The organism is Achromobacter sp. Root170 (genome assembly GCF_001428165.1).
GTDB lineage: Bacteria > Pseudomonadota > Gammaproteobacteria > Burkholderiales > Burkholderiaceae_B > Achromobacter > Achromobacter mucicolens.
Genome location: NZ_LMHN01000005.1, coordinates 1 through 26,279, shown reverse-complemented (window position 1 = coordinate 26,279; position 26,279 = coordinate 1). Strand labels below are relative to the sequence as shown.

At 66.2% G+C, this 26,279-nt stretch carries 26 protein-coding genes; 10 read left to right on the top strand and 16 right to left on the bottom strand.

All coding sequences use genetic code 11. From position 1 onward, the window contains the following. Positions 1-25: 25 nt before the first annotated feature. Positions 26-820: an SDR family NAD(P)-dependent oxidoreductase gene (locus tag ASD87_RS08385; protein WP_056319846.1), complete on the bottom strand. Its 795-nt coding sequence runs from the start codon at positions 818-820 to the stop codon at positions 26-28. Between the two features lie 205 nt (positions 821-1,025). On the opposite strand from ASD87_RS08385, the gene ASD87_RS08380 reads away from it, so the two are divergent. Further along, the gene (locus ASD87_RS08380) at positions 1,026-1,703 is read left to right on the top strand and encodes a GntR family transcriptional regulator (RefSeq protein ID WP_056319843.1); all 678 of its coding nucleotides are present in this window, start codon (positions 1,026-1,028) and stop codon (positions 1,701-1,703) included. Between the two features lie 54 nt (positions 1,704-1,757). Here ASD87_RS08380 and ASD87_RS08375 read toward each other — a convergent pair whose 3' ends face one another. Both ASD87_RS08375 and ASD87_RS08370 read right to left on the bottom strand, forming a co-directional pair. Next, positions 1,758-2,408 carry a carbonic anhydrase gene (locus tag ASD87_RS08375; protein ID WP_056319841.1) on the bottom strand — a complete coding sequence of 217 codons (651 nt, stop codon included), beginning with the start codon at positions 2,406-2,408 and terminating at the stop codon, positions 1,758-1,760. Between the two features lie 187 nt (positions 2,409-2,595). Further along, positions 2,596-2,940 (bottom strand): FxLYD domain-containing protein, encoded by a 345-nt coding sequence (locus ASD87_RS08370; RefSeq protein WP_056319838.1) that lies wholly within the window; start codon positions 2,938-2,940, stop codon positions 2,596-2,598. Positions 2,941-3,158: 218 nt separating this feature from the next. Between ASD87_RS08370 and ASD87_RS08365 the strand changes: the two genes are divergently transcribed. Beyond that, positions 3,159-3,485: a PsiF family protein gene (locus ASD87_RS08365; RefSeq protein ID WP_056319837.1), complete on the top strand. Its 327-nt coding sequence runs from the start codon at positions 3,159-3,161 to the stop codon at positions 3,483-3,485. A gap of 72 nt (positions 3,486-3,557) precedes the next feature. Here the strand turns inward: ASD87_RS08365 and ASD87_RS08360 are convergent, their stop codons facing one another. Genes ASD87_RS08360 through ASD87_RS08335 form a run of 6 tightly spaced genes read right to left on the bottom strand, consistent with a single transcriptional unit; the run spans position 3,558 to position 7,417 of the window. Further along, on the bottom strand, positions 3,558-4,598 hold the full coding sequence (locus ASD87_RS08360) for a cyclase family protein (protein WP_056319833.1): 1,041 nt from the start codon (positions 4,596-4,598) through the stop codon (positions 3,558-3,560). 5 nt (positions 4,599-4,603) lie between these two features. Beyond that, the gene (gene pcaD, locus ASD87_RS08355) at positions 4,604-5,383 is read right to left on the bottom strand and encodes a 3-oxoadipate enol-lactonase (protein WP_056319832.1); all 780 of its coding nucleotides are present in this window, start codon (positions 5,381-5,383) and stop codon (positions 4,604-4,606) included. Between the two features lie 58 nt (positions 5,384-5,441). Then, positions 5,442-5,738 carry a YciI family protein gene (locus ASD87_RS08350; RefSeq protein WP_056319830.1) on the bottom strand — a complete coding sequence of 99 codons (297 nt, stop codon included), beginning with the start codon at positions 5,736-5,738 and terminating at the stop codon, positions 5,442-5,444. Between the two features lie 12 nt (positions 5,739-5,750). Further along, positions 5,751-6,026: a muconolactone Delta-isomerase gene (catC, locus tag ASD87_RS08345; RefSeq protein WP_056319828.1), complete on the bottom strand. Its 276-nt coding sequence runs from the start codon at positions 6,024-6,026 to the stop codon at positions 5,751-5,753. Positions 6,027-6,086: 60 nt separating this feature from the next. Next, complete coding sequence (locus ASD87_RS08340; protein ID WP_056319825.1) at positions 6,087-6,731, bottom strand: 3-oxoacid CoA-transferase subunit B; 645 nt, start codon at positions 6,729-6,731, stop codon at positions 6,087-6,089. Next, entirely contained in the window at positions 6,728-7,417 is a 690-nt protein-coding gene (locus tag ASD87_RS08335; protein ID WP_056319823.1) for a 3-oxoacid CoA-transferase subunit A, read from the bottom strand. Before ASD87_RS08335 ends, ASD87_RS08340 begins: the two co-directional genes overlap by 4 nt. A 195-nt stretch (positions 7,418-7,612) precedes the next feature. On the opposite strand from ASD87_RS08335, the gene ASD87_RS08330 reads away from it, so the two are divergent. Further along, entirely contained in the window at positions 7,613-8,395 is a 783-nt protein-coding gene (locus ASD87_RS08330; protein WP_056319820.1) for an IclR family transcriptional regulator, read from the top strand. Positions 8,396-8,445: 50 nt separating this feature from the next. On the opposite strand, the gene ASD87_RS08325 is transcribed toward ASD87_RS08330, so the two are convergent. The 5 genes from ASD87_RS08325 to ppc all read right to left on the bottom strand — a co-directional run bounded on the left by ASD87_RS08325 (position 8,446) and on the right by ppc (position 16,346). Then, positions 8,446-9,174, bottom strand: a complete 729-nt coding sequence (locus ASD87_RS08325; RefSeq protein WP_056319817.1) for an SDR family NAD(P)-dependent oxidoreductase — start codon at positions 9,172-9,174, stop codon at positions 8,446-8,448. A 141-nt stretch (positions 9,175-9,315) separates the two neighbouring features. Next, on the bottom strand, positions 9,316-10,656 hold the full coding sequence (locus ASD87_RS08320) for a short-chain fatty acid transporter (RefSeq protein WP_056319815.1): 1,341 nt from the start codon (positions 10,654-10,656) through the stop codon (positions 9,316-9,318). A gap of 169 nt (positions 10,657-10,825) precedes the next feature. After that, a complete protein-coding gene (locus ASD87_RS08315) occupies positions 10,826-11,761 on the bottom strand; it encodes a 3-hydroxyacyl-CoA dehydrogenase family protein (RefSeq protein WP_056319813.1) in 936 nt (311 codons plus the stop codon). 901 nt (positions 11,762-12,662) lie between these two features. Next, positions 12,663-13,484 carry an alpha/beta fold hydrolase gene (locus ASD87_RS08310; RefSeq protein ID WP_056319810.1) on the bottom strand — a complete coding sequence of 274 codons (822 nt, stop codon included), beginning with the start codon at positions 13,482-13,484 and terminating at the stop codon, positions 12,663-12,665. A 12-nt stretch (positions 13,485-13,496) separates the two neighbouring features. Beyond that, on the bottom strand, positions 13,497-16,346 hold the full coding sequence (ppc, locus tag ASD87_RS08305; protein ID WP_056319806.1) for a phosphoenolpyruvate carboxylase: 2,850 nt from the start codon (positions 16,344-16,346) through the stop codon (positions 13,497-13,499). Between the two features lie 166 nt (positions 16,347-16,512). On the opposite strand from ppc, the gene queC reads away from it, so the two are divergent. Then, the gene (gene queC, locus ASD87_RS08300; protein ID WP_056319804.1) at positions 16,513-17,232 is read left to right on the top strand and encodes a 7-cyano-7-deazaguanine synthase QueC; all 720 of its coding nucleotides are present in this window, start codon (positions 16,513-16,515) and stop codon (positions 17,230-17,232) included. 559 nt (positions 17,233-17,791) lie between these two features. Here the strand turns inward: queC and ASD87_RS08295 are convergent. Both ASD87_RS08295 and ASD87_RS08290 read right to left on the bottom strand, forming a co-directional pair. After that, a complete protein-coding gene (locus tag ASD87_RS08295) occupies positions 17,792-19,033 on the bottom strand; it encodes an MFS transporter (RefSeq protein WP_056319801.1) in 1,242 nt (413 codons plus the stop codon). Beyond that, the gene (locus tag ASD87_RS08290) at positions 19,030-19,575 is read right to left on the bottom strand and encodes a GNAT family N-acetyltransferase (protein ID WP_056319799.1); all 546 of its coding nucleotides are present in this window, start codon (positions 19,573-19,575) and stop codon (positions 19,030-19,032) included. Before ASD87_RS08290 ends, ASD87_RS08295 begins: the two co-directional genes overlap by 4 nt. 168 nt (positions 19,576-19,743) lie before the next feature. On the opposite strand from ASD87_RS08290, the gene ASD87_RS08285 reads away from it, so the two are divergent. The 6 genes from ASD87_RS08285 (at position 19,744) to ASD87_RS08260 (ending at position 26,174) form a co-directional block, all read left to right on the top strand. Next, positions 19,744-20,643 (top strand): LysR family transcriptional regulator, encoded by a 900-nt coding sequence (locus ASD87_RS08285; RefSeq protein ID WP_056319797.1) that lies wholly within the window; start codon positions 19,744-19,746, stop codon positions 20,641-20,643. Further along, a complete protein-coding gene (locus ASD87_RS08280) occupies positions 20,640-21,449 on the top strand; it encodes a helix-turn-helix domain-containing protein (RefSeq protein ID WP_056319794.1) in 810 nt (269 codons plus the stop codon). Before ASD87_RS08285 ends, ASD87_RS08280 begins: the two co-directional genes overlap by 4 nt. Positions 21,450-21,555: 106 nt before the next feature. Then, entirely contained in the window at positions 21,556-23,424 is a 1,869-nt protein-coding gene (gene ilvD / locus ASD87_RS08275) for a dihydroxy-acid dehydratase (protein WP_056319793.1), read from the top strand. A gap of 230 nt (positions 23,425-23,654) precedes the next feature. Next, a complete protein-coding gene (locus tag ASD87_RS08270; protein ID WP_056320006.1) occupies positions 23,655-23,915 on the top strand; it encodes a helix-turn-helix transcriptional regulator in 261 nt (86 codons plus the stop codon). Positions 23,916-23,917: 2 nt separating this feature from the next. Beyond that, positions 23,918-25,273, top strand: a complete 1,356-nt coding sequence (locus tag ASD87_RS08265; protein ID WP_056319790.1) for a type II toxin-antitoxin system HipA family toxin — start codon at positions 23,918-23,920, stop codon at positions 25,271-25,273. A gap of 19 nt (positions 25,274-25,292) precedes the next feature. Beyond that, positions 25,293-26,174 (top strand): LysR family transcriptional regulator, encoded by an 882-nt coding sequence (locus ASD87_RS08260; protein ID WP_056319786.1) that lies wholly within the window; start codon positions 25,293-25,295, stop codon positions 26,172-26,174. The last annotated feature ends 105 nt before the right edge of the window (positions 26,175-26,279 follow it).

The following is a 26,279-nucleotide window of genomic DNA, read 5'->3' as shown; positions in this document are numbered from 1 at the left end:
TGACGGCGGTGCCGCCGGGTAAGTCTTACTGCATGCGGTAGCCGCCGTTCACGTCGATGACGCTGCCGGTGATGTAGCCCGCATCTTCCGAGGCAAGGAACCGCACGGCCGCGGCCACTTCCGCGGCGGTGCCGATGCGGCCCAGCGGGATGGCCTGTGCAGCCGCGGCCAGCGCGCCGCTGCTGGTGACGGTGCTGCGCAGCATGTCGGTGTCGATCAAGCCGGGCGCGATGCCGTTGACCGTGATGCCAAGATGGGCGGCCTCGCGCGCCATGGCCTTGGTCAGGCCCAGCACGGCCGACTTGGCGGCGATGTAAGAGGCGCTGGAACGGTAGCCGCCCAGTTGCGCGGCGACCGACGTGAAGGTGACGACCCGGCCATGCGCCAGCGGCTTGGCTTCGCGCCGGCGCAGGTAGGCGCGTCCGCACAGGAACACACCGCGCGCATTCACGGCAAAGCTGCGTTCCCAGATATCGAGCGACGTGTCCTTGATGAGCGGCCGCTCGCCGTTCTCCTGGAACAGCAGCAGTCCTGCCGCGCTGACCAGCACGGCGATCGGGCCGTGCTGGCTTTCGATCTGCTCGAATGCGCTGTCGACGGCCGCTTCGTCGCTGACGTCAAAGGCATGCGCGGCATGGGGCGCGCCCAGCTCGTCGGCCACCCGGCGCGCACGGTCGCTGTCCACGTCCGACACCACCACGCGCAGTCCGGCCTGTGCGAGTTCCCGGCAGATCGTGGCGCCGATGCCGCCGCCGCCGCCGGTCACGAGGGCGAGGCGGGACCCCGGGCCGGCCGTGGCGGGCTTGGATACATTGGTCATGCTGTCTCCTCCGTGGCGTGTCGTCCATCCTTGGGATTGGATCGGCCGCCAGTCTGATTTTTTGCGATTATGTATACATGGCCGTGGGGCAGGTATAGGGGCTTACCCTGAACGACGTTTGATTTACGACAGAAGCACTATGGAAAGCCCTGAGATAGGGCTAGGGCACACTGCCGCATGTATTCTTCATGTATACAATTGCCGCATGGATACGCTATCTCAACACGTCACCGATACGCTGCGGGACTGGGTGCTGCACGGCAAGTTCAGTCCCGGCGCCCGGTTGGAAGAAATCCCGCTGGCCGAAAAACTGGGCGTGTCGCGCACGCCGGTACGCGCGGCGCTCGCCACGTTGGGCAACGAAGGCCTGCTCGAACATTTGCCCAAGCGCGGCTACACCGTGCGGGCTTACGACATCGGGGAGATTGTGGCGGCGTATGAAGTGCGAGCCGCCTTGGAGGGCCTGGCCTGCCGGCAGGCGGCGCTGCGCGGCCTGTCGAATGACGCGGTCGCGGTGCTGAAGAACTGCCTGGACGAGGGCGACCGGATTCTTGCCAAGGGCGTGTTGCTGCCGGAAGACCATCTGCCGTACCAGCAGGTCAACATCACCTTGCACAACGGCATTCTTGAGGCGGCGGGCAATCCGTGGGTGAAGCGGTTTGCGACGCAGGCGCAGGCGATTCCGTATGCGTCGGACCGGATCATCCTGTGGGAAGACCACGGGATCATCCTGCGCTCGCACGATGACCATCATCGGATCGTGAGCGCCATCATCGCCCGCGACGGCGCGCGGGCCGAGGACCTGATGCGCGAACACGTGTACTACGCGGGCATCATCCTGAAGAACAACTACGAGCGGCTGGCCCAGGCGTACCGGGTTTGAACGGTCCGGCGCGCCTGTCGCAAGCCAGTGGCGCGGGCGCAAGGCCCGCGCCACTTATTCCGTGACGCCCGTTTCCAGGCAGGGCTTGAACTCGCCGGATTCCGGATCGCGCAGGAACAGGACGCCGGTGGCCACGCCAAAATAGGCGCCGTGCAGTTCCAGTTCGCCCTTTTCGACGCGGCGGCGGATGGACGGGAACGTCATCAGGTTGTTCAGGCTGTGCGCGACGGTGGCCAGTTCCAGGCGCTTCAGGTTTGCCTGGCGGTCGCCGGTCTCCGGGGACATGCCCTTGGCGACGGGTTCGATCTGCGACATCCATTTGCCGATGAAATCGCTCTTGCTGAGCGGCGTGGCGTCGTCGAAGAAGAAGCGGATGCCGCCGCAGGAGGCGTGGCCCAGCACGACGATGTGCTTGACGTTCAGGCCGTTGACCGCAAATTCGATGGCGGCGCTGGTGCCGTGGTACGACGATTCCGAGTCGGGATCACAGGGCGGCACGAGGTTGGCCACGTTGCGCACCACAAACATTTCACCGGGGCCTGCGTCGAAGATCGCTTCGGGCGACACGCGCGAGTCGCAACAGCCAATGATCAGGATTTCCGGGCTTTGGCCGATTTCGGCCAGCTTTTGGTAGCGGCTGCTTTCCGTCTGGAAGCGGCCGTCAAGGAAGGATTGGTAGCCTTCGGAGAGTCTTTTGGGAAACATGATCTTCAGTTCCTAATATCGAGGCCAGGCTTGCTGGCGCGCCGGCATACGCACGAAGGGGCTTCGTGTGGAAGCCCCTTTTATCGAGTCGGCAGTCGGGATTTTCCCATAATTGGGCTGATAGCCACCTGTCTAAACCCTGATATTGAAAGGGTTTTTTTGCGGCGGGTCGAAGCCCTGGGCAGCCTTAGCGGGCCGCCACGTCCAGCGGGGTCACGCGGGCGAATTCAAGCGGCGTGATGGCCTTGACCACCTTGATCTGGCCGGGGGCGAGGGGGCCCACGATGTCTTCGCTGACCCGGCCGACCTCGCGGTTCTGGGCGTCGTACAGCACGTAGGTCAGAAGGACGCTATTGACGGGGCGTTCGGACTGGTTGGCCAGGAAACCGGTGATGGTCGAGACGTTGCGGGTGCTGTCGCGCACGGCCTGGACGTTGCCCAAAGTGACGCCGTAGGCAAGGCTTTGCGCGCCAGCGGCGGCGGCGCAGGCGCTGGCCAGCACGGCAATCGAGGCGAGGATGATTTTTTTCATGGGCGTCTCCTGGGGCTCGCGGCGCGGGTTTTGCCTATCTCACTCCTTTCCGGCCGGGGATACAACGGGTCAGATGGATGAATGGGTAACAGGTTGCGGCGGAGGTTGCGAAGGCGCCGGGATTGTCCGATGATGACCGGGCCGGCGCCTTGGCCGGCGGACCGTGCAGCCCCGCGTCGCGCGTGCCAATGCGTTTGGGGCGCTCAAGGGAGGAACTCATGCTTTCCCGTACCACCCAGCTGGCCTCGGCCATCCTGTTGTCCGCATGTTTTGCCGGCGCGCAGGCCCAGACCCCCGCCGCGCCCACAACCGCCAAGACGCCCACGCCGCAGCAGCAGCGCATGTCGGACTGCAACAAGGCCGCCGAGGGCAAGAAAGGCGACGACCGCAAGACCTTCATGAGCAGCTGCCTGAAGGGCGAGGAGCCCGCCAAGCAACTGACGCCGCAGCAGCAGAAGATGAAGGACTGCAACGCCAAGGCCGGCGAGCAAAAGCTGACGGGTGAGGCCCGCAAGACTTTCATGAGCACCTGCCTGAAGGGCTGACCGCCCTGCAAGCAAAAACGCCAGACGAGGTCTGGCGTTTTCTTTGGCCCGCTGACAGCGGCGCTACGCGCGTCACGCCGTGGCAATCGGCGTGACCGGCGATCCAATGGCATGCGGCAGGCGCAGCGGGGGCGCGGTCAGCATGAAGTGGTGGCGGCCGTTGGCATGCAGGAAATCCGCCAGCTCCTTCAGATACCAAAGTTCGGCCAGCGGCAGGCCCAGCTTGAACAGGCAGTGGTGATGCAGCGGCAGCATGGGACGCGCGCCGGACTTTTCGCGGGCGGGGTAGGCCTCGACCGCGTAGTTGTCGGCGCAGATGGCGGCGATGCCGCTGTCGGTGATCCATTGCAGCAGCGCGTCGTCGGTGCCGTCCAGCGCGGCGCCGTAGGTGTGCAGCACCTCGGGGTCCGGGGCGCCGTTCATGGCGACCACGGCTTCGGCGTAGCCGGTGCGCAGCACCAGCATGTCGCCGGGCTCCACGTCGATGCCGTCCGCGTCCAGCACATGCATCAGTTCGGCGTGGCCGATCAGCGTGCGGCCCGGGCCGTAATGGCGGAACAGGTCCACCAGCACCCCGCGGCCCTGCATGCCCTTTTGCGCCAGGTTCTCGACGCCCAGCTTCAGCGCGGCGGACGGGCCGCCGCTGTTGCAGCCGCAGCCGGTGTGGTCGCCGTCGGCGGGGCCCACGACGTCCACGCCGGCCTGAAAGCCGTTGTAGTAGCGCAGTTCCGGCGTGCCGTCGCCATCGGCGTCAAACAGCGCGCCCACGTGCGCCAGCGCGTCCCACTGCGTCGAGTACTGCATGGACAGCAGCACCTGGTCGTCGCTCAGCACATCCAGCGCGTCCGGATTGACGTTCTTGAGCGGGAAGTTCAGGTACGGCGTGTCCTTGAGCTTCGTGGGGCTTAGCTGCGGCGGATGGCGGCGCGGGTTGAGCACGTTGCCGCCCGGCAGGTCCAGCGGCAGGGACAGGCAGAAGGTCTTGCCGGCGCGGATCTCGCGCGCGCCTTTCAGGACCTGCTCTTCGGTGATGAGGTTCAGGCGCCCGAGTTGGTCGTCGGGCCCGAAGTCCCCCCAGTTGGAGCCTTCGGGCCGGTGCTTCCAGCGTTGCATGCGGCTCACCCCGTCAGGAAGTCGACGACCACGCGGGTGAAGGCTTCCGGTTGCTCCCAGTTCGAGATGTGGGAGGTGTTCAGTTCGACATAGCGCGCGCCGGGAATGGCGGCGGCCAGTTCCTGGCCTTGCGCGGGCGTGGCGGCCAGGTCGTGCGTGCTGCTGATGACGAGTGTGGGCGCGGTGATCGAAGACACCTGTTCGCGGAAGTCGGCGTCGCGCAGCGCGGCGCAGTTGCCCGCGTAGCCCGCATCCGGCGTGCGGCGCAGCATGTCGATCAGGACCTGCGTGAGGCCGGGTTCGGCGGCGCGGTAGCCGTCGGTCAGCCAGCGCTCGACCAGCGTGGGGGCCATCTTTTCCAGCGTCTGCTCAGCCACGGCGGCGATGCGGGCGCTCCAGCCTTCCGTCGAACCGATGCGCGCGGCGGTGTTGCACAGGACCAGCTTGCCGACGAGTTCGGGGCGCGCCAGCGCCAGCCACAGGCCGGTCGGGCCGCCCATCGACAGGCCGCAGAAGTGCGCGCGCTTGATGTCCAGGTGCGCCAGCAGTTCGGCGACGTCGTTGCCCAGCTGCTCGAAGCTGTACTCGCCTTCGGGGACCGAGGACTTGCCGTGGCCGCGGGTGTCGTAGCGCAGCACGCGGAAGTGGCGGGTCAGTTCGGGGATCTGGCGGGCCCACATGTCGGCGCAGGTGCCCAGCGAATTGGAGAGCACGAGCACCGGCGCGTCGGCGGGGCCATCGATGACGTAGAACAGCCGTGCCTGGCTGAGATCGGCATAAGACATGTGGGATTCCTTCCGGGAAAGCCGCGGCCGCGCGGCGTTGACGGCGGCCGCGCGGGGATTACAGGTGGCAGACGCCGTCGACGTAGGCTTTGCGCCAGCGGGTGATGGTCACGCGGTCGAACAGGTCGGCCTGCGCGAACGGGTCGGCATCGATGAACTGCTGCGCGGCTTCGCGCGTGTCGACGTCGACGATGTACAGGCCGCCGCCGGCATCCTTGCCGTCATCCTGCAGCTTGGCGCCGCACGCCAACAGGAGCTGCTTGTTGGCGTCCAGGTATTCCAGGTGCTTGGCGCGGTGCTGCTGGCGCATGTCCTGGTGGTTGGGCTTGTCGAAGGTTTCGATGATGTAGGGCATGCGAGGCTCCTGTCAGATCGCCGAGGGATGGCGCGCGAGCGCCGTGACTTCGATATCCATGTACGGGAACAGCGGCAGGGACGACAGCAGCGCATGCAGTTCGTCGTTGCTTTCGACGTCGAAGATGCTGACGTTGGCGTAGCGGCCGACGACACGCCACAGGCTCTTCCATTTGCCGTCGCGCTGAAGCTGCTGCGCCAGGGCCTTTTCGTCGGCCTTCAGTTTGTCGGCGCGGTCGGCGGGCATGTCGACGGGCAGATTGACTTGCATTTGAACCATGAACAACATGATGGACTCTCCATGATGCCGCCCCGGCTGGCGGGGCGGTGTATCGGCAATTAAGGGACTTCAGTTCGCAAACTTGAGCGGCAGGCCGGTCAGGCGCAGCAGCTCATCGGCGGTCATGTCGCCGAAGATGTCGGTGACGGTCACGCCGTCCTTGTTGATGTCGAACACCGCGACATCGGTGTACACGCGCGACACGCAGCGCACGCCGGTCAGCGGATAGGTGCAGGTCTCGACCAGCTTGCTCTGGCCTTCGCGGGTCTGCAGTTCCATCATCACGAAGACGTCCTTCGCGCCGATGGCCAGATCCATCGCGCCGCCCACGGCGGGGATGGCGTCGGGCGCGCCGGTGTGCCAATTGGCCAGGTCGCCGTGCTGCGAGACCTGAAAGGCGCCCAGCACGCAGATGTCCAGATGGCCGCCGCGCATCATCGCGAACGAATCGGCATGGTGAAAGAAAGAGCAGCCGGGCAGTTCGGTGACGGGCTGCTTGCCGGCGTTGATGAGGTCGTAGTCTTCCTCGCCCTTGGCGGGCGCCGGGCCCATGCCCAGCATGCCGTTTTCGGTGTGCAGGATGACTTCGCGGCCGGCCGGCAGGTGGTTGGCGACGAGCGTGGGCAGGCCAATGCCCAGGTTGACGTAGGCGCCTTCGGGAATGTCCTGCGCGACGCGGGCGGCGATCTGGTCGCGGGTCAGTTTGGTGCTCATTGCTGCTCCTTGGCGGCCGCTTGGCCTGCGATCTGCACGACGCGCTTGACGAAGATGCCGGGGGTCACGACGGTTTCGGGGTCCAGCTCGCCCAGTTCGACGATTTCGCGGACTTGGGCCACGGCGACGCGGGCGGCGCTGGCCATGATGGGGCCGAAGTTGCGGGCGGTCTTGCGGTAGACCAGGTTGCCCCAGCGGTCGCCGCGTTCGGCCTTGATGAGCGCGTAGTCGGCATGCAGCGGGTACTCCAGCACGTACTGGCGGCCGTTGATTTCGCGGGTTTCCTTGCCGTCGGCCAGCGGCGTGCCGTAGCCGGTGGGCGTGAAGAACGCGCCGATGCCGGCGCCGGCGGCGCGGATGCGCTCGGCCAGGTTGCCTTGGGGCACCAGTTCCAGTTCCAGCTTGCCGCTGCGGTACAGGCCGTCGAAGATCTGCGAGTCCGCCTGGCGCGGAAACGAGCAGATGATCTTGCGCACGCGGTTGGCGCCCAGCAGCGCGGCGAGGCCGGTGGTGCCGTTGCCGGCGTTGTTGTTGATGATGACCAGGTCCTTGGCGCCCTGTTCAAGCAGGGCGTCGATCAGTTCCATGGGCTGGCCGGCAGTGCCAAAGCCGCCGATCATGACGGTGGCGCCATCGGGGACGTCCGCCAGGGCGGCGGCAGCGCTTGCAACAAGCTTAGAGATCATGATGTTCGCTCATAGGTGGCGTGTCATAATTTGTTCTTCTTTCGAACTTTCGTTCTTCTGAAGAACATCGTTTCATGGGGACTGCGAAGGCGTCAAGGCATGCCCGCACGCCGCACTCTCCATCGTTCGGAGTCGCCCGCAAGGGGCAACGCAGGGCTCGCCGGCGGCGGGCCTTTTACTCTTGGAACCAGACGGATGGCCGAGCAAGATCCCCAGCAACCCAGCGACAGTTACGTGCAATCCTTCGCGCGCGGCCTGTCGGTGATCCGGGCCTTCGGCCCCGACCGTTCGCAGATGACGCTGTCCGAAGTCGCGGCCGTGACGGGCCTGACCCGCGCGGGCGCGCGCCGCATTCTGCTGACGCTGGAGCACCTGGGCTACGTCACCGTCGAGGACCGCAAGTTCTCGCTGACGCCGCGCATCCTGGAGCTCGGTTACGCCTATCTGTCGGGCACGCCGCTGTGGAACCTGGCGCTGCCCTACATGGAAGAAGTCGCCGAGCTGACGCGCGAATCGTGTTCCGTGTCGGTGCTGGAAGGCGCCGACATCGTCTACATCCTGCGGCTGTCGACCCATAAGGTGATGACGATCAATCTGGCCGTGGGCAGCCGCTTGCCGGCGTGGGTGACGTCGATGGGCCGCGTGCTGCTGGCGGGCCTGCCGCCGGCCGAACTGGACCGCGTGCTGGCGATGAGCCAGATCCAGCGCTACACGGCGGATACCGTTACCGACATCGATGAGATCAAGCGCGTGCTGGCCGGCGTGCGCGCCGATGGCTACGCGTGCGTGGCGCAGGAACTGGAGCCCGGCCTGCAGTCGGTGGCGGTGCCCATCATCGACCGCAGCGGCCGCGTGATTGCCGCGATGAACGTCAGCGGCCATGCCAACCGGTTCTCGCGCGAGGCGATGCTGGAGGCCTTTCTGCCGCCGCTGCGCCGCGCCGCCGACCAGATCAACCACGCGCTGCTGCGCCGCTAGGCGGCGCGGGCGGATGGCGAGGTCGGTCGGCAGGGACATGGCGGCCGCGTTCAGATGGGCGCGACGCCAAGCGTCGTGCCGCCGCAGACATACAGCATCTGGCCGGTGACGAACCCGTTGTCGGGCGACAAAAAGAACATCGCGGCGCGTGCGACGTCTTCGGGGGTGCCCAGGCGCTTGACGACGATGCTGTTGATGATGCGCTCGGTCTGCGGCGCGCCGGCGGGATTGCTCTTGGTGAAGAGGTCGGTGGCGATGGGGCCGGGGCCGATGGCGTTGACGGTGATGCCGTCGCCGCCCAGCTCCATGGCCAGCGTGCGGGTCAGGCCCACCAACCCGGCCTTGGTGGCCGAATACACCACGCGATCCGGCTTGCCCAGCGCCGCGCGCGAGGACATGTTGACGATGCGGCCGAAGCCGGCTTCGCGCATGGCGGGCAGCGCGGCCTGCACCAGGATGAGCGCGGTGCGCAGGTGCAGATTGACGACGTAGTCCAGGTCGGCCAGCGTGGCGGTGTCGGCGGTGCCGGGCCGGGTGGCGCCGGCGTTGTTCACGAGGCCGACAATGTTGAACGCGCTGGTGACTTCGCGGGCGACTTCCTGCGTGCGCGCTTCATCGGTCAGATCGGCCTGATACGAGACCAGACCCGCCGGCGGATTCTCGGGCAGCTTGTAGTCGATGTTGACGACCTTGTGGCCGGCATCGAGCAGCATGCGGACGATGGCGGCGCCGATCCCGGCGCTGCCGCCGGTGACGAGATATGCGGTGGGTTTGGTCATATCAATTCCCGTTCGGTTCAAAAAAACACTGCTTTGACAATAGCCCTAGTTCCACCCCAGATCGGGGACACCGCCAGATCCGGCTCCGCCGGTCTGCAGGTGTCGCCCCCTGGGGGCGCGCGCAAGCGCGTACGGGGGGGCTCAATGGGTCAGATAGCCCCACGCCAATACTGCGGTGATGTGGATCACGCCGACCCACAACATCATGATGACGGTATAGCCCATCACGTCGCGCAGCTTGAGCTTGGACAGGGCGAGCGCGGGCAGGATCCAGAAGGGTTGCACGAGGTCGTTCCAGGCGTTGCCCAGCATGACGGCCATGGTGGTCTGGTTGAGCGCGCTGCCGATTTCCTTGGCGGCGTCGATCATGAACGGACCCTGGATGACCCAGTGGCCGCCGGCGGACGGCGCAAAGAAGTTGATGACGAACGAGCTGATCAGGCCCCAGAACGGCAGCGTTTCAGGCGTGGCGACGTCGACAAAGACCTTGGAGATCGAGGTGACCAGACCCGAGGCGGCCATGATGGCCATGATGCCGGCGTAGAACGGGTACTGCAGGATGATCCCGGAAATGGTCTTGATGCCTTCGGTCAGCTTGGCGACGTAGGCGGCGGGGGTGCCGAGCAGGATGATGCCGAGGAACAGGATGATGAAGTTGATGAGGTTCAGGTCCAGCGATCCGCCGTCCATGAAGTGAAAGACGACATAGGCCACGCCGAGCGCGCCGATCAGCAGGCTGAGCAGGCGGCTGTTGTTGAGCTTGGAGGCGAGCGTGCCCTTTTCGAGCATGTCTTCGGCGGCGCTGGACGCGTTGGCGTCGCGGTCGATGTTGGGATCGACTTCGACGATGGCTTCACCCTTCTTGGGGTGCAGCCAGGCGTTGAGCAGCGGCAGGGTGATGATGATGACCAGGCTGGTGATCAGCATGGGCACGGAGAAGATGGTTTGGGACAGGGGGATGGTGCCCATCTGCGCGGCGGTGGGGTGACCGGGCGTGGCGACGAGCACGGGGATGCTGGCCGACAGGCCAAGACCGTACATGGTGAAGCCGCTGTAGGCGGCGGCGATGATCAGGGGGTAGTGCACGCCCTTGACCTTCAGGGCCAGTTTCTTGGCGACGATGCCGCCGATGACCAGGCCAAAGCCCCAGTTCAGGTAGCTGCCGATGCCGCCGACGAGGGTGGCGACGATGATGGCGGTGTGCGGCTTGTGGACGTGGCTGACGATGCGGTTGAGCATTCGGTCGGTCAGCGGCGCGGTGGCCAGCACGTAACCCATGGCCAGGATGACGGCCATCTGGGTGGTGAAGGCCAGGAGGCTCCAGAAGCCTTTGCCCCAGGCGCGAGTGACGTCGCCGATGCTCTGGCCTTCGATGCCCATGGCCAGCAGCACGGTGAGCAAGGTGAGCGCGATCGCAAAGACAAAGGGATCGGGCAGATACTTGCGCATCAGCTCGGTAAAAAATGAAGCCAATTTATTCATGGTGCCTCCAACAACTCCGTAAGGCGGTTCTCTGATGTCCGGCGGCGCGCGTCATCGGGTGACGATGCGGGCGCGCGGGACGATTGCTTTTCTTTGTGTGGGTGGGCTCGTGGCCCGATGGCGCGGTCGGTCTTGGCCGCCGCGCTTTTTGTGGATGTTTGAGAACGGCTCAGGAGCCGCCGGCCTTGCCGTTCAGCCAGGCGGCCAGTTCGCCAAGGGCGGCGCTTTTCTCGCGCAGGACGCGTTCGCGGCGTTCGGGGCTCCAGGTGTAAAAGCCCTGGCCGCTCTTGGCGCCGAGGTGGCCGCTGTCGACTTTGCTTTTGAGCAGATCGGACGGTTCGGTGCGGTTCTCGAGGTCTTTGTAGAGGTAGCTGGCGATGGCGTAATGAACGTCGATGCCGTTCATGTCGCGCTGTTCCAGTGGGCCGGACAGGGCGAGGCGAATGCCGAGGCTCCACTTGACGACTTCGTCGATGTCTTCGGCGCTGGCAACGCCCTTTTCCAGCAGGGAGATGGCTTCGCGCGCAAGCGCATGCTGGATGCGGTTGGCGATGAAGCCGGGAATGTCCTGCCGCACGAGCACGGGGCGTTTGCCGCCGAAGCGCAGGGTGGCCATGACTTTGGCAACGGTGTCCTCGGAGGTGTCGTCGTTGCGGACGACCTCGACGAGCGGAATGACGTCGGCGGGGGTGAAGAAGTGGGCGCCCACGAAGCGGTCGCGGCGCTGGACGGCGCTGGCGATGGCGTTGATGGACAGGCCGGAGGTGTTGGTGGCGAAGATCGTGTGCGCGGGGCACAGGGTGTCTAGCTTGGCGAAGATGCCGCGCTTGAGATCCAGGTTCTCCGGGACGGCCTCGATGACGAGGTCGCTGGCGGCGGCGGCTTCGAGGTCTTGCTCCATGCGGATGCGCTGGATGACCTGCTGGACTTCGCCGGGCGCGTAGACGTTCAACTGCCGTTCGATGGTCTTGAGGGCTCGGTCCAGGGCGCCGTCGACCGGATCGATCAAAACGACATTGAGTCCCTTCGAGGCGAACAGCGCGGCAATGCCGCTGCCCATGGCGCCTGCGCCGATGACGGCGAGATTTCTGAGGGGAGTGTCCATATGGCTCGCTTGGTGCTTGCGGCTGCTGCTTGCACGCGGGCACGCGGGGACCAGGAGGAACGCTGTCTCGTCCGAGGGTGCCTTTCTGTGCGCGGCTGGCCAGAAAAATCTTTGTGTTCTATATACGAACATTTGTGCGTGTATAGAATTTCTGTGGGGGATAGTACTAAAAGTTGCTGGGGGTGGACAAATGGGGGATGGGGGGTGTTCGGCGGATGGACGGTGGTGCGCGCTTGGACATCGGGCTGGGGTATGTGGGCGGAGGATTGTCTGGCTTGGTGATGGCTTGTGAAGCTGTGACGTGGGCTGGTCGTGTCCGCTGGCTGCTGTCTTTGCGGATGGGGGAGTGTTTGGATTTTTGTGTGCAGGCCTATGATGGTTTTCAAGGAGACCGAGGCAGGGTTCTTTTGGCGCCCGGCGCGTCGTCGGCCTGGGGCGCGCGGGGCTACGATTGCGGTCCGGAGCCTTCGCTCCGGACGGCCCCTTCGTCAACCTCGTACGCCTTCGGCTCCCTTCGGTTTCCCTCGGGCGCATCTACACGCCCCGCGCACCCCAGGCCGCCGCCACGCCGGGCTCGGGTGAATTCAGCTTGGCGGCCTCTGGGGCGGATTGGGTTCTTTAGGTTCTTGCCGGCGTCGAGTGGGTTTGAAGCGTCTTGCGGTGCCCGCCCCGCCGCGGCCGCGCGGGCGGCCTGGCAGGGCTTACGCGGTGTCTTGCGTTGGCGTGATGACGCTTCGCGGTCGCGCGGACTTCTTGGTATCTGACGGCGGCCTAAATGCAGATGCTCTTAGGTGTCTGACACCCTTACGCACAGTCGTTTGAATCGGCGGATCGTGTTGCCGGGTGTCTGACACCGGCCGCAACGCGATGCCGGTTAGACAATTCAAATTGCACCCCTGCCTTAAGCGCAGCGTTTGACCAGATCCTTAATCAGTGCGGTCACCTCGTCAGGCTGCTCAAGCCCAGCAAGATGGGCCACACCTTCCAGCGCGTGACCCTGCGCATTCGGCAGCAGCCGCGACACCTTGTGGGCGCGTTCCTGAATATGAGGAAAGTCCAACTCCCCCCATATGACCGACGCAGGAATATCGATCATTCCCAGTCGGGCGAACGCCTCGATATCGTCGCGATTGGTTCCGATTGGCGTCGCCGCCAGCGCAATCGCGTTCATTTCCAAAAACAAGCGTCGTGTTTCGCCGGTAACGCGCCCGGGATCGGCCAGCGGCCCGTCCAAAAAAAGCTCCGCCTTGATCTCGTTGATCCGGTCACGATCTGCGGCTGCCTCCGCCTGTCTCTGACGCCCGACCTGTTCCAGGATCTCTGGCGAATAGACGGGCGCCGGGGCGCCGTTCACGGTGGGCGAAATCAGCATCAGGCCGCCCACTCGGGCGGGGTGCATCAAGGTTGCATTCAGCGCGATGTTGGCGCCCTGGGAGCAGCCGGCCAGGATCACGGGTGTAGAACCAACCGTGGCGTCGATGACGGCGATCAGGTCCGCGACGGCGGAGTGGTCCTGCGGTTCCGCCCGTGTTTCCCCGAAGCCCCGTCGGTCATACGCGATGGCTTGGTAGTTCGGCCCGCTCGCCTCCAACTGCGCGCGCCACATGCGCCTGTCGCAGATGTTGGCGTGCAGGAAGACGACAGGCATGCCGTTGCCCGCCGTTTCCGTGGCGATCATGGCGGCGCCGCACGCGACCTGCAATGTGGCATTTACCGAGCTCATGGGTGGCGACACCTACCCCGAATTCCGCAACCCCGCCGCGATTCCGTTGATCGTCAGATGGATCGCGCGCTGCACGCGCTTGTCGACCTCTGCGGCGGGCTTTTTCTGCGCCGCGCGATGCCGGCGGATGAGGTCGATCTGCAGATAGTTCAGCGGGTCGATATACGCGAAGCGTTCGCGCAGCAGGATTTGCAGCGTGGGGTTGTCGGCGAGCAGTTCGCGTTGGGTCAGCAGTTTGAGCATGGCGAGCGTGCGGCCGTGTTCGGCGCTGATGGCGCCGAAGATGCGTTCGCGCAGGGCGCGCTGGGGGACGAGTTGGGCGTAGCGGGCGGCGATGGCCAGGTCGGATTTGGCCAGCACCATTTCCATGTTGGAGAGCAGGGTGCGGAAGGCGGGCCAGTCGCGGGCCATTTCGCGTAGTTGGGCGAGGCGGCCGCGGCGGGAGCGGGGGGCGTCGGGGGAGCCGGTTTCGAGGTAGGCCTCGATGGCCGAACCCATGCCGTACCAGCCGGTGAGCATGAGGCGGCATTGGGCCCAGGAAAAGCCCCAGGGGATGGCGCGCAGGTCTTCGATGCGTTGGCCCTTTTTGCGGGAGGCGGGACGCGAGCCGATGTTCAGGCCGGCGATTTCGCTGATGGGCGTGGCGGCGAAGAAGTATTCGGCGAAGCCGGGGGTGTCGTAGACGAGGCCGCGGTAAGTGCGTTGCGCGGTGTCGGACATGAAGGACATGGCGGGGCCGTGGTGGGCCATGTGGGCGTCTTCGGCGCTGGTGGCTTCGGCGCGCGGGGCGAGGCTGGATTCGAGGGTGGCGGCGACGAGGAGTTCAAGGTGCCAGCGGCCGACTTCGGCGTCCTTGTACTTGCTTTGGATGACTTCGCCTTGTTCGGTGAGGCGGATCTGGCCGGCGACGGTGCCAGGAGGCTGGGCAAGGATGGCGTCGAAGCTGGAACCGCCGCCGCGGCCGACGGAGCCGCCGCGGCCGTGAAAGAGGCGCAGGCGGACGTTGCGGCTGGAGAAGACATCGACCAGCGCGCGTTCGGCCTGGTAGAGCGACCAGTTGGAGGTCAGGAAGCCGCCGTCCTTGTTGCTGTCGGAGTAGCCCAGCATGACTTCCTGCGCGCCGTTTTGCGCGCGCTTCACGCGTTGGCGGATTTCGGGCAGGTCGAGCCAGGCGGCCATGATGTCGGCGCCGCGTTGCAGGTCGGGGATGGTTTCAAAGAGTGGCACGACCATGAGGCCGTCTTCGGGAAGGATGTCCTGTCCGGCGGGCGCGATGAGGCCGGCCTCTTTCTGCAGGACCATGACTTCGAGCAGGTCGCTGAGGGTTTCGGTGTGCGAGACGATGGTCTGGCGCACGGCCTGTTTTCCGTAGCGCGCGCGGCCGGCGGCGGCGGCGCGCAGGACGGCGAGCTCGCGGGTGGTGTCTTCGGAGTAGGCGATCCAGGGCGACGCGAGCGGGCGCGCCTGGGCGAGTTCGGCGCGCAGGAGTTCGACGCGCTCGTCTTCGGACAGGACCAGGTAGTCGAGGGGCTTGCCGTTGTGCGTGACGCCGGCGCGCGAGAAGAGTTCGGCAAGCGCGCCTTCGTGGACGTCGGAGCTTTGGCGCAGGTCGACGGTGGCCAGGTGAAAGCCGAAGACTTCGAGGGCCTGCTGCAGGCCGGAGAGGCGCAGTTTGGCGAGGGGCGCGCCGTGGTGCGCGGCGAGGGATGCGGCGATGACGGCGAGGTCGGCGGCGAATTCCTGAGGCGCGTCGTAGGCGGGGGCGGCGACAGTGCTGCGGCGGGCAAGGTTCTGGCCGGTCAGGCGCAGCGCGGTGGCGGCCAGCCGGGCGTAGACGCCGACGAGGGCGCGCCGGTAGGGTTCGTCGCGGCGGTGCGGGGAGTCGTCGCCGCTGCGCTCGGCGAGCGCGAGCAGTTCGGGGTCTGCGGCAATGAGCAGGGTGGTGATGGACAGTTCGGCGCCCAGCGCGTGGACTTCCTGCAGGTAGTGTTCGAAGAGGACGGTGGCCTGGCGCAGCAGGGCGCGTTCGAGCGTGGCGGCGTCGACGTTGGGATTGCCGTCGCGGTCGCCGCCGATCCAGCTGCCCATGCGCAGGAAGGGTTCGAGCGGTGGGGGCGGCGCGGCGAAGGGCTTGGCGGACTCGCGGTTGAGCAGTTTGGAGAGGTCGCCGTACAGGCGCGGGATGACCTGCAAAAAGGTGCTGCGGTAGTACGAGAGCGCGTTTTCGATTTCGTCGGCGACGGTCAGGCGCGTGTAGCGCAGCATGCGGGTCTGCCACAGGGTGGCGACGCGGCCGAGCAATGCGGTGTCGAGTTCGGCCAGTTCGTCGGGCGTGAGCTGGGCGTCGCGCTGCGCAAGCGCGCTGGCGATTTCGCGGTGGACGTCGAGCGTGCTTTTGCGCTGCACTTCAGTGGGGTGCGCGGTGAGGACGGGCATGACGCAGGCTTCGGCCAGCAGTCGGCGGATGCGCGCCACGCCGACGCCCTGGCCGCCAAGCACCTGGATGGCTTCGCGCAGGCTGCCGCGCGCAGGCGTGCCGTCGGTGAGGGCGCGGGCGCGCTGGCGGCGGTTCTGGTCGCGGTCTTCGGCGATGTTGGCCAGATGCAGAAAGTAGCTGAAGGCGCGTGCGACGGAGTTGGGGTCGCTGCCTTGCAGGCGCTTGACGCGTTGTTCGAGCAGTTTGCTGTCGGCGTCGTCGCCTTCGCGGCGGAATTTGACGGCGGTGCGGCGCAAGGTTTCGATGGTGTCGAAGACACGCTTGCCTTCGCATTCTTCGATGACTTCTCCTAACAGCCGGCCTAACAGCCGGATATCGTGACGCAAGGGTTCTGCGGAATCGGACTGCGTGCGCTTGGCATTCATCGTGCGGGGATCCGTCTGACGGCTGTTGGAAGAGGAAAAGTCGAAGCGGGCGTTGCAGGCAAACCTTGAAAATGATGGGTCGATTTTACGCAGCGTTCCTTACGGGGAAGGCGGTTTGCTCGGTTAAAGTGCGAGGTATCCCTTCGTTATTCCAGAAGCCCCCTTTATGCAAAATCATCAACGTCGCGCGCTCGTGCTGTTTTCGGGCGGCCAGGATTCCACCACTTGCCTCGCCTGGGCGCTTGACCGCTATGCGCATGTGGAGACGGTGGCGTTCGATTACGGGCAGCGTCATCACATCGAACTGTCTGCGCGGCTGAATGTGCTGCGCGAGATCCGGGCCAATTTTCCAGACTGGGCGGCGCGGTTGGGCGAGGACCATCTGCTGGACCTGAAGGTGCTGGGTCAGGTGGGCGATACGGCGATGACGAGCGACCGCGCGATCGAGATGCAGGCCAATGGACTGCCGAATACGTTTGTGCCGGGGCGCAATCTGTTGTTCCTGACGTTGGCGGCGGCGCTGGGGTATCGGCGTCAGCTGGACGTGCTGGTGGGCGGGATGTGCGAGACGGATTTCTCGGGGTATCCGGATTGCCGGGACGACACGATCAAGGCGCAGCAGGTGGCGTTGGGGCTGGGACTTGGGTCACGGGTGACGATCGAGACGCCGCTGATGTGGATCGACAAATCTGAGACCTGGGCGCTGGCTTATGCGCTGGGGGGTGATGCGTTGGTGGAGACGATCGTCGAGGAAAGCCATACGTGTTATCTGGGGGAGCGGGGGGCTCGGCATGATTGGGGGTATGGGTGCGGGGAGTGTCCGGCTTGCAAGTTGAGGAAGATCGGGTGGGAGAAATGGGTGGTGGCTTCGGCGGCTGAGGGGTGAGCGGCTGGTCAGCTCGGCAATGGCCTGGGGCTGGTTCTTAAGACGCCCGGCGCGTCGTCGGCCTGGGGCGCGCGGGGCTACGATTGCGGTCCGGAGCCTTCGCTCCGGACTGCCCCTTCGTCATCTTCGTCAGCGCCTTCGGCGCTTCCTTCAGATTCCCTCGGGCGCATCTACACGCCCCGCGCACCCCAGGCCGACGACACGCCGGGCTCGGGTGAATTCAGCTTGGCGGGCGTTGGGACGAATTGAGTTCTTGAGGTTTTTACCTGCGGTTGCTCGGGTATGAAGCATCTTTCGTTGCCCGCCCCGCAGCGGCCGCGCGGGCGGCCTGGCGGGGCTTACGCGGTGTCTTGCGTTTGGTGATGACGCTTCGCGCGTGGTTGTGCTTTGTCGCATCAGCGGGTGTCTGACAGCGGCCGAGCGTGTCTGTATCGCCCCCCATCTTTGTCGAGGCACCTTGCCTGGTGTCTGACACCCTACAGAGAAGGCGGTCCGCTTTTCCTCGCCGCTTCATGGGTGTCTGACACCGTCGTCACACCGTCCTTGCTCCCCGCATCACTCACACGGTGTCTCGCACTGCCGGTTCGGCAGCGCAAGCCACGGCTTTTGTCTTTTCGTCTTCCCGCACCCGCCCGATGAATTTCCATCTCAATACGACCGCCGCGGCCGCAATGATCGCGGCTATTGCCGCTGATGCGCCCATCGCTGCTCGTGCGCCGTGGGCGTCGATGATGAACGCATACGCAACCGGTGCGGCGGCGGTGAGTAGAAAGCTGGGGATCAGCAACGCTCCAACCAGCGCGCCGTAGCTTCGGAAGTCGAAGAGCGCCAGCGGCAGGGTGCCGCGGGTGATGGTCATGAGGCCGTTGCAGGCGCCGTAGAGCAGGGTGTAGGCGGCGGTGGTGTAGAGGTTGCCGCCGGGGACGAGGGCGAGCAGGAAGCACAGGGGGAGGGCGAGGCCGACCGCCAGGTTGAGGGTCAGGGGATGCAGGCGCGCGCCGACGAGGACGTCGCCGAGGCGCGCGGCGAATTGGCCGATGCCCCATAGGGCGGCGACGCTGACGGCGGCGGCGGTGGCCAGGCCCAGGCCGGTCAACAGGGAGAAGAGGTGGGCGGCGTTGCCGGCGGCCAGGAAGTTGGTCAGCATCGCCATGACGGCGTACAGGGTGCCGGCCAGGCGGCGTTCGGCGGCGGTGCGGGTCAGGGCGGTGGCGGCCTTGCCGGGGTCGGTGTGGGTGGCGGCGGTGTAGCGGCGGCGGGGCAGGGCCAGGTAGAGGGGGACGGTGGCGAGCGCCAGTGCGGCGTAGCACCAGGCGGCGCCGCGCCAGCCCAGCCATTCGGCTAGAAAGTGGCCGACGGGCCACATGACGGTGGATGCCAGGCCGCCGAAGAGGGTGATCTGGGACATGGGCCGGCGCGCGGCGGGGCCGGCGGCGCGGGCCAGGGCGGCGAAGGCGGCGTCGTACAGGCACAGCCGCATGCCGACGCCCAGCGTGGCCCAGGCCGCGAAGTAGAGGGCGTGGGAGTGCGTGATGGCGAGCAGGGCGCAGCCCAGCGCGGACAGCACGGCGCCGGCGGGCATGACGCGGTGGCCGCCCCAACGGTCCACGGCGGCGCCGGCGGCGGGCGAGACCAGGGCCATGACGACGATGGCGGCGGAGAAGCCGCCGTAGATGGTGGCGGTATTCCAGCCCAGGTCGGCGGTCATGGCCGGGCCGAGGGCGCCGATGAGGTAGAAGGTGACGCCCCAGCCGACAAGCTGGGTGAGCCCCAGGCAGATGACGGCGCGGGGGCGGATCATGATCGTTGCGGGGGCGTGGTGTCGCCGTCGCCCAGGCTGCGCTGCATGAGGACGGTGTCACGCCATTCGCCGTGCTTGTGGCCGACGGAGCGCAGGGTGCCGACGGGGTGAAAGCCCTGGCTGGCGTGCAGGGCCAGCGAGGCGGCGTTGCGGCTGTCGCCCACGACGGCCAGCATCTGGCGCCAGCCGGCGGCGGTGCAGCGTTCGATCAGGGCGGCGAGCAGCTTGCCGCCGATGCCCAGTCCGGCGCGGCCGGCCTTGACGTAGACGGAGTCCTCGACGGTGTGCCGGTACGCGGGGCGCGGGCGGTAGGGCGTGACGTAGGCGTAGCCGACGACTTCGCCGTTGATCTCGGCGACGAGGTAGGGCATTTCCTTTTCCAGGACGCCGGCGCGACGCTGGCGCATTTCGGCGATGGAGGGCGGGTCGAGCTCGAACGAGGCGGTGCCGTGCTGCACGTGGTGCGCATAGATGGTCTTGATGGCGGGCAGATCGGCTTCCGCGCTGTCGCGGATGAGGACGGTGGGCGAATGGGGCGACATGGAAATGGCCGGAAATTTAGGGGGCGATCGGGTGCGCAAGGAGCCGCAAGCGTGGACGCGTAGATGGACGCGCGGTTGGGCAATGAAAACGTCAGTGTGGGCCAAGCGCTTTCATTAATAAAGCTTTGGTCTATTATGATTTTCATAAGTAAAACTTTGGTGTGAGCCATGCGCGGCTTGAATCTGGACCACCTGCGCACGTTTGCGCAGGTGATCGAATTGGGTAGTTTTTCCGCCGCCGCGGAGCGCGGGGGCGTGACGCAGCCGGCAGTCAGCCTGCAGATCCGGCAGTTGGAGCGGCGCTTCGGGCTGAAGCTGGTCGAGCGCGTGGGGCGGCGCGCGGGGCCGACGGCGGCGGGGCGGGAGCTGCTGGCGCACATCCGAGTGATCGACGGCGCGATTGCGCAGGCCGAGCAGGCAATGAGCGCGCATGCGTCGCAGGTGTCGGGGCGGATCCGGCTGGGCACGGGCGCGACGGCGTGCACCTATCTGCTGCCGCCGGTGCTGGCGGATCTGCGCCAGCGGTTTCCGGCGCTGGACGTTGTGGCCAGCACTGGCAACACGGCGGACATGCTGCGCGGGCTGGAGGCCAATACGCTGGATATCGTGCTGATCACGCTGCCCGCGCCGGGCCGCATGTTCCAGGCGACGCCGTTGATGGAGGACGAGTTCGTGGCGATCTTTCCGGCGCGCGATGCGGCCGCCATTCCCGAGGCGGTGACGCCGCAGGCGCTGGCGCGGATGCCGCTGGTGCTGTTCGAGCCGGGCGCGCGTACGCGGCGGCTGGTGGACGACTGGTTCGGGGCGGCGGGCGTGGCGGCCAAGCCGATCATGGAATTGGGCAGCACGGAGGCGATGAAGGAGATTGTGGGGGCGGGCCTGGGCTGCGCGGTGCTGCCGCGGCTGGCGGTGTCGGGCGCGGGCCGGCGCGAGGCGCTGGAGGTGCGTTCGCTGACGCCGCGCCTGTCGCGCGACCTGGCGATCGTCCTGCGGCGCGACAAGCCGCTCAGCCGCGGGCTGCGGCATCTGCAGGATGCGCTGCTGGCGCTGCGGGGGGATGCGCCATGACGGCATCCTCCGTGCCGCGCACGCCGGCCGAACTGGATCTCTATCCCTATGAATCGTCGCGCCGTCCGGTGGCCGGGCTGGCCGTGGACTACCCGGACGGGCATCGAGTCAAGCGCCATCGCCACCGGCGCGGACAGCTGGTCTATGCGATATCGGGCGTGATGGTGGTGGATACGGACGCGGGTATCTGGGTGGTGCCGCCGACGCGCGGCGTGTGGGTGCCGGCGTGGGTGACGCACGGCATCCGCATGAGCGGCGAACCGCGCATGCGCACCGTGTTTGTGGAACCCGGCGCGGCGGCGCATCTGCCCGCGCAGTGCTGCGTGTTGTCGGTGTCGCCCTTGCTGCGCGAGTTGATGGCCGCCGCCGCCCAGGTGCCGCTGGACTGGGCGCCGGACACGCGCGACGGCCGGCTGATGATGCTGCTGCTGGACGAATTGCGCCAGGAGCCCGCGCTGCCGCTGCATCTGCCGCAGCCGTCGGAGCCGCGCCTTGCCCGCATCTGCCGGGCCATCGTGCGGCATCCGGAACGTCAGGACGGGGCGGCCGACTGGGCGCGGGCGTTGGGGGTGGATCCCAAGACGGTGCATCGGCTTTTTCTGCGGCATACGGGCATGACGTTCGGCCGCTGGCGCCAGCAGGCGCGGCTGCTGGCGGCGATGGAGCGGCTGGCGCGGGGCGATCGGGTATTGGATGTGGCGCTGGACCTGGGGTACGAAAGCCCCAGCGCGTTCGCGGCCATGTTCCGCAAGGCGCTGGGGGAGTCGCCCAGCGCCTTTGCGGCGCGCAGCGTGGCGTCCGCCTGACGGCCGCGTGTCCGTTTCAGCACGGCCGCGGGGCGGCCGGGGGCGGAACCAGCGTATTATTTACCGTTTTGCCGCCCACGCTAACAGCTACAGCCTGAGACAGATCATGCCGCACTACCGCTCCCGCACTTCGACCCACGGCCGCAACATGGCCGGCGCCCGCGCCTTGTGGCGCGCCACCGGCATGAAGGACGGCGACTTCGGCAAGCCGATCATCGCCGTGGTGAACTCGTTCACGCAGTTCGTCCCTGGCCACGTGCACCTGCGCGACCTGGGCGCGCTGGTGGCCAAGGAAATCGAAGCCGCCGGCGGCGTCGCCAAGGAATTCAACACCATCGCCGTCGACGACGGCATCGCCATGGGTCACGGCGGCATGCTGTATTCGCTGCCGTCGCGCGAACTCATCGCGGACTCGGTGGAATACATGGTCAACGCGCACTGCGCCGACGCCATGGTCTGCATCTCGAACTGCGACAAGATCACCCCGGGGATGCTGATGGCCGCGATGCGCCTGAACATCCCGGTCGTGTTCGTGTCCGGCGGCCCGATGGAAGCGGGCAAGGTCAAGTCGCCCACCGACGGCAAGGTCATCGCCAAGATCGACCTGGTCGACGCCATGATCAAGGCCGCCGATCCCAACGTGTCGGACGCGGAAGTCGCCGAAGTCGAGCGCAGCGCCTGCCCGACCTGCGGCTCCTGTTCCGGCATGTTCACCGCGAACTCGATGAACTGCCTGACCGAAGCCATCGGCCTGGCGCTGCCGGGCAACGGCACCATCGTCGCCACGCACGCCTGGCGCAAGGGGCTGTTCGAACAGGCTGGCCGTCTGGTCGTTGACCTGTGCCGCCGCTACTACGTCGAAGAAGACGAATCCGTCCTGCCGCGCAACGTCGCCACCAAGAGCGCGTTCCAGAACGCGATGGCGCTGGACGTGGCGATGGGCGGTTCGACCAACACCGTGCTGCACTTGCTGGCCGCGGCGCAGGAAGCCGGCGTGGACTTCACCATGGCCGACATCGACCGCATCTCGCGCAAAGTGCCGTGCCTGTGCAAGGCGGCGCCCGCCACCGACAAGTACCACATCGAAGACGTGCACCGCGCCGGCGGCATCCTGGGCATCCTGGGTGAACTGGCGCGCGCCGATCTGCTGGACCTGTCCTGCGGCAACGTGCACAGCGGCACGCTGGGCAACGCCATCCAGCAATGGGACGTGGCCGGCAACGCCAGCGAAGAAGCCAAAAAGTTCTATCGCGCGGCGCCCGGCGGCATCCCGACCACGGTCGCCTTCAGCCAGGACGCCACGTTCCTGACGCTGGACACCGACCGCAAGACGGGCTGCATCCGCAGCAAGGAAAGCGCCTATTCCAAGGACGGCGGCCTGGCCGTGCTGTACGGCAACCTGGCGGAAAAGGGTTGCATCGTGAAGACGGCCGGCGTGGACGAGTCGCAATGGGTCTTTACGGGCCGCGCGCGCGTCTTCGAAAGCCAGGACGACGCCGTTGAAGGCATCCTGGGCGACAAGGTCGTCGCGGGCGACGTGGTGGTGATCCGCTACGAAGGCCCCAAGGGCGGCCCCGGCATGCAGGAAATGCTGTACCCCACGTCCTACCTGAAGTCCAAGGGCCTGGGCAAGACCTGCGCGCTCTTTACCGACGGCCGTTTCTCGGGCGGCTCGTCCGGCCTGGTGATCGGCCACGCTTCGCCGGAAGCGGCCGAAGGCGGCACCATCGGCCTGGTCGAAGAAGGCGACACGATCGAGATCGACATCCCCAACCGCAAGATCCACCTGGCGGTCGCCGATGACGAATTGGCCCGCCGCCGCGCCGCGATGGACGCGCGCGCCGACGGCTGGGAGCCGGTGGGCCGCGAACGCGTGGTGTCGCAGGCACTGCAGGCCTACGCCGCGCTGGCCACGTCGGCCGATCGCGGTGCGGTGCGCGATCTGTCGCAGCTCAAGCTCAAGGGCAAGCGGTGATCGGTTGATGGCCGGTTGCTGAGAAAGGCGGCGCTTCGGGCGCCGCTTTTTTTTTGTGCCGTGAGGCACGACACGTATTAGTAGACGCCACCCAGCAATGTCTGAAATACAATATCCAAGCTGTATTTAGAATAAACAGTTTAGAAGCTGTTTTTCGGAAATACAGCTTGAATTGCGTATTCGAAATTTACAGCCTAGAATCTGTAAACCTTCATCTGCGCGAGTTTGGCATGCCCGACTTCACCGTCCACACGGCGGACCAGCTCCCCGCTTTGCTGCGGGCATTCCGCAAGCAGGCCGGCATGACCCAGGCTGCGGCGGCGCTACGTCTGGGCGTGACGCAGCAGACGCTATCGGCGTTCGAGCGCAATGCGGGCAAGCTCGGCGCCGACCGGTTGCTGGAAATTCTCGGCATCCTGGGCGTGGACGTCGTGTTGCGGCAGCGCACGGCGCCGTCCGCGACCGAGTCATCGACCGCACCGGATTGGTAACCATGGGCCGACGATCCCACCACCGCGCCCTCGATCTCTGGATGAACGGGGATTTCGTGGGCGTCTGGAGCGTCCAGCCCCAGACCGGAGAGATGCTCCACTATGACGAGACGTGGATCGCCTCCGAACGCGGCCGGCCACTGTCGTTGTCACTTCCATTCACGCCGGGCAACCCGCCGCATCGCGGCGAAGCCGTGCGTAATTACTTCGAAAATCTGCTGCCCGACAGCCAGAACTTGCGCGAGCGCGTCGCGCGGCGATTTCAGACGGGATCCACCGATGCGTTCTCGTTGCTGGCTGAAATTGGCCGGGATTGCGTCGGCGCGGTGCAGGTCATGCCCCACGGCCAGGCGCCTGAGCATGTGACGCGGGTTGACGCCACGGCCCTCAGCGACGCGCAAGTAGCCCAGGCGCTGCGCACGACCCTGACGCCGGGGCCGTGGGCGGGTCGCAATGTGGATGACGATGACGAATTTCGCATCTCGATCGCCGGCGCACAGGAAAAGACGGCCATGCTGTGGTTCGATGGCCGCTGGTGCAGGCCTCACGGCGCCACGCCAACCACGCATATCTTCAAGATGCCGCTTGGCCTCGTTGGAAACTTGAAGTTCGACATGAGCGACTCGGTAGAGAACGAGTGGCTATGTTCCGAGATTCTCCACGCTTATGGAATGCCGGTGGCCCGCACCCGGCCTTTGATGTTCGAGGATATGAAGGTGCTTGCGGTCGAGCGCTTCGACCGCATGTGGTGGCGCAACGACGACGGCAAGCGCTGGCTGATCCGGCGGCCGCAGGAAGACATGTGCCAGGCGACGGCCACGCCGCCGCATCTGAAGTACGAATCCGATGGCGGGCCGGGCGTACGCACCATCATGAAGCTGCTGGCCACTTCGCGCGAGCCCGATCTTGATCGGCGCACGTTTTTTCAGTCGCAGGTCTTGTTCTGGATGTTGCGCGCCACGGACGGCCACGCAAAGAACTTCAGCATTTTTATGCGTCCGGGCGGCGCATACGCACTGACGCCGCTGTACGACGTGCTGTCTGCTTATCCCGTTATCGGGACCGGCGCCAATCAGCTTTCGCCCTTCAAGGCGCGCATGGCCATGGCAGTGCGCACCAGGAATCCCCACTGGATCATGCGCGATATCCTGCGGCGTCATTGGCTCGCGATGGGGGCGGAACACGGTGTGGTGGCGCCTGACGGCCGGGGCGTGGAGGCGGTGGTCGACGACTTGGTCTCACGCACGCCGGAAGTCGTGCGCGTGGTGCGCGACTTACTGTCACCCGCATTTCCGGACCACGTGGCCACTCCCATCCTGAATGGCCTGCAGGCCGCGGCAGACCGACTAGCGGGTTAGCCAGAAGGAGTCCAAACCCATGTCCCTGAGCTCCGAAGCCCTGCGCCTGTTCCTTGGCGTGGTCGACGCCGGCTCCCTTAGCGCCGCCGCCGAAATGCTGGGCCAGACGGCATCCGGTGTGAGCCGCGGCCTGCAGCGGCTGGAAGAAGACCTGGGCGTCACGCTGCTGAACCGCACCACACGCCGCATGGAGCTGACCGAGGAAGGCCGGCATTTCCTGCCCAAGGCGCGCCAGATCGTGGCCGCATTGGAAGAGGCCGAGGAGTGCATGCGCATGGTGCACCAGCGGCCGGCCGGGCGATTGCGCGTGGATGCGTCGGTGCCGGTGATGCTGCATTGCGTGGTGCCGCATGTCGCCGAGTTCCGGCGCGCGTATCCGGAGATATCGCTGGAATTGACCAGCAACGACCGCATCGTGGACCTGATGGAGCATCGCACCGATGTCGCGCTGCGCATGGGGCCGCTGACCGATTCCACGCTGCATGCCCGCGCGCTACGGCCGTCGCCGCGCTGGATGATGGCCAGTCCCGACTACATCGCCCGCCGTGGCGCGCCGCGCACGGTGGAAGATCTGGCCGACCACGAATTGCTGGGCTTCACCCAGCCGGAAAGCCTGAACCTCTGGCCGCTGCGCCATGCGGGCGGGTCGAGCTTTCAGGCGACGCCGACGCTGGCGACCTCCAGCGGCGAAACGCAGCGGCAACTGGCCCTGCGCGGCGTGGGCATCGCCTGCCTGTCGGACTTCGTCGTGCGCGAAGATATCGCGGCCGGGCGGCTGGTGAAGGTGCTGGAAAGCGAATACACCGATTACCTGCAACCGATGCACGCGGTGTATCACCGCAATACGCAGCTATCGCGGCGCATTGCGTGCTTCCTGGATTTTTACGCGGGCCGGATTTGATGCGCGCAGATACCGTCTTGACCGTCAAGCGTTCAGGCGTAGTCGGGCCGATACGGTGTCCGAGTTTTAAGCACGCCGAAGCATAGATGCACCAGCTTTCTCATG

Bases quoted from the DNA above. Each gene is read 5' to 3' on its own strand.
- ASD87_RS08330 (WP_056319820.1), top strand. From the start codon at position 7,613: ATGGCCGAGCAAGATCCCCAGCAACCCAGCGACAGTTACGTGCAATCC.
- ASD87_RS08265 (WP_056319790.1), top strand. From the start codon at position 23,918: ATGGGCCGACGATCCCACCACCGCGCCCTCGATCTCTGGATGAACGGG.
- ASD87_RS08280 (WP_056319794.1), top strand. From the start codon at position 20,640: ATGACGGCATCCTCCGTGCCGCGCACGCCGGCCGAACTGGATCTCTAT.
- ASD87_RS08370 (WP_056319838.1), bottom strand. From the start codon at position 2,940: ATGAAAAAAATCATCCTCGCCTCGATTGCCGTGCTGGCCAGCGCCTGC.
- ASD87_RS08360 (WP_056319833.1), bottom strand. From the start codon at position 4,598: ATGCAACGCTGGAAGCACCGGCCCGAAGGCTCCAACTGGGGGGACTTC.
- ASD87_RS08260 (WP_056319786.1), top strand. From the start codon at position 25,293: ATGTCCCTGAGCTCCGAAGCCCTGCGCCTGTTCCTTGGCGTGGTCGAC.
- ASD87_RS08285 (WP_056319797.1), top strand. From the start codon at position 19,744: ATGCGCGGCTTGAATCTGGACCACCTGCGCACGTTTGCGCAGGTGATC.
- queC (WP_056319804.1), top strand. From the start codon at position 16,513: ATGCAAAATCATCAACGTCGCGCGCTCGTGCTGTTTTCGGGCGGCCAG.
- ASD87_RS08375 (WP_056319841.1), bottom strand. From the start codon at position 2,408: ATGTTTCCCAAAAGACTCTCCGAAGGCTACCAATCCTTCCTTGACGGC.
- ppc (WP_056319806.1), bottom strand. From the start codon at position 16,346: ATGAATGCCAAGCGCACGCAGTCCGATTCCGCAGAACCCTTGCGTCAC.
- ASD87_RS08270 (WP_056320006.1), top strand. From the start codon at position 23,655: ATGCCCGACTTCACCGTCCACACGGCGGACCAGCTCCCCGCTTTGCTG.
- ASD87_RS08365 (WP_056319837.1), top strand. From the start codon at position 3,159: ATGCTTTCCCGTACCACCCAGCTGGCCTCGGCCATCCTGTTGTCCGCA.
- ASD87_RS08315 (WP_056319813.1), bottom strand. From the start codon at position 11,761: ATGGACACTCCCCTCAGAAATCTCGCCGTCATCGGCGCAGGCGCCATG.
- ASD87_RS08320 (WP_056319815.1), bottom strand. From the start codon at position 10,656: ATGAATAAATTGGCTTCATTTTTTACCGAGCTGATGCGCAAGTATCTG.
- ASD87_RS08295 (WP_056319801.1), bottom strand. From the start codon at position 19,033: ATGATCCGCCCCCGCGCCGTCATCTGCCTGGGGCTCACCCAGCTTGTC.
- ASD87_RS08350 (WP_056319830.1), bottom strand. From the start codon at position 5,738: ATGCCCTACATCATCGAAACCTTCGACAAGCCCAACCACCAGGACATG.
- ASD87_RS08310 (WP_056319810.1), bottom strand. From the start codon at position 13,484: ATGAGCTCGGTAAATGCCACATTGCAGGTCGCGTGCGGCGCCGCCATG.
- ASD87_RS08335 (WP_056319823.1), bottom strand. From the start codon at position 7,417: ATGATCTCTAAGCTTGTTGCAAGCGCTGCCGCCGCCCTGGCGGACGTC.
- ASD87_RS08385 (WP_056319846.1), bottom strand. From the start codon at position 820: ATGACCAATGTATCCAAGCCCGCCACGGCCGGCCCGGGGTCCCGCCTC.
- ASD87_RS08290 (WP_056319799.1), bottom strand. From the start codon at position 19,575: ATGTCGCCCCATTCGCCCACCGTCCTCATCCGCGACAGCGCGGAAGCC.
- ASD87_RS08380 (WP_056319843.1), top strand. From the start codon at position 1,026: ATGGATACGCTATCTCAACACGTCACCGATACGCTGCGGGACTGGGTG.
- ASD87_RS08325 (WP_056319817.1), bottom strand. From the start codon at position 9,174: ATGACCAAACCCACCGCATATCTCGTCACCGGCGGCAGCGCCGGGATC.
- ilvD (WP_056319793.1), top strand. From the start codon at position 21,556: ATGCCGCACTACCGCTCCCGCACTTCGACCCACGGCCGCAACATGGCC.
- ASD87_RS08340 (WP_056319825.1), bottom strand. From the start codon at position 6,731: ATGAGCACCAAACTGACCCGCGACCAGATCGCCGCCCGCGTCGCGCAG.
- catC (WP_056319828.1), bottom strand. From the start codon at position 6,026: ATGTTGTTCATGGTTCAAATGCAAGTCAATCTGCCCGTCGACATGCCC.
- pcaD (WP_056319832.1), bottom strand. From the start codon at position 5,383: ATGTCTTATGCCGATCTCAGCCAGGCACGGCTGTTCTACGTCATCGAT.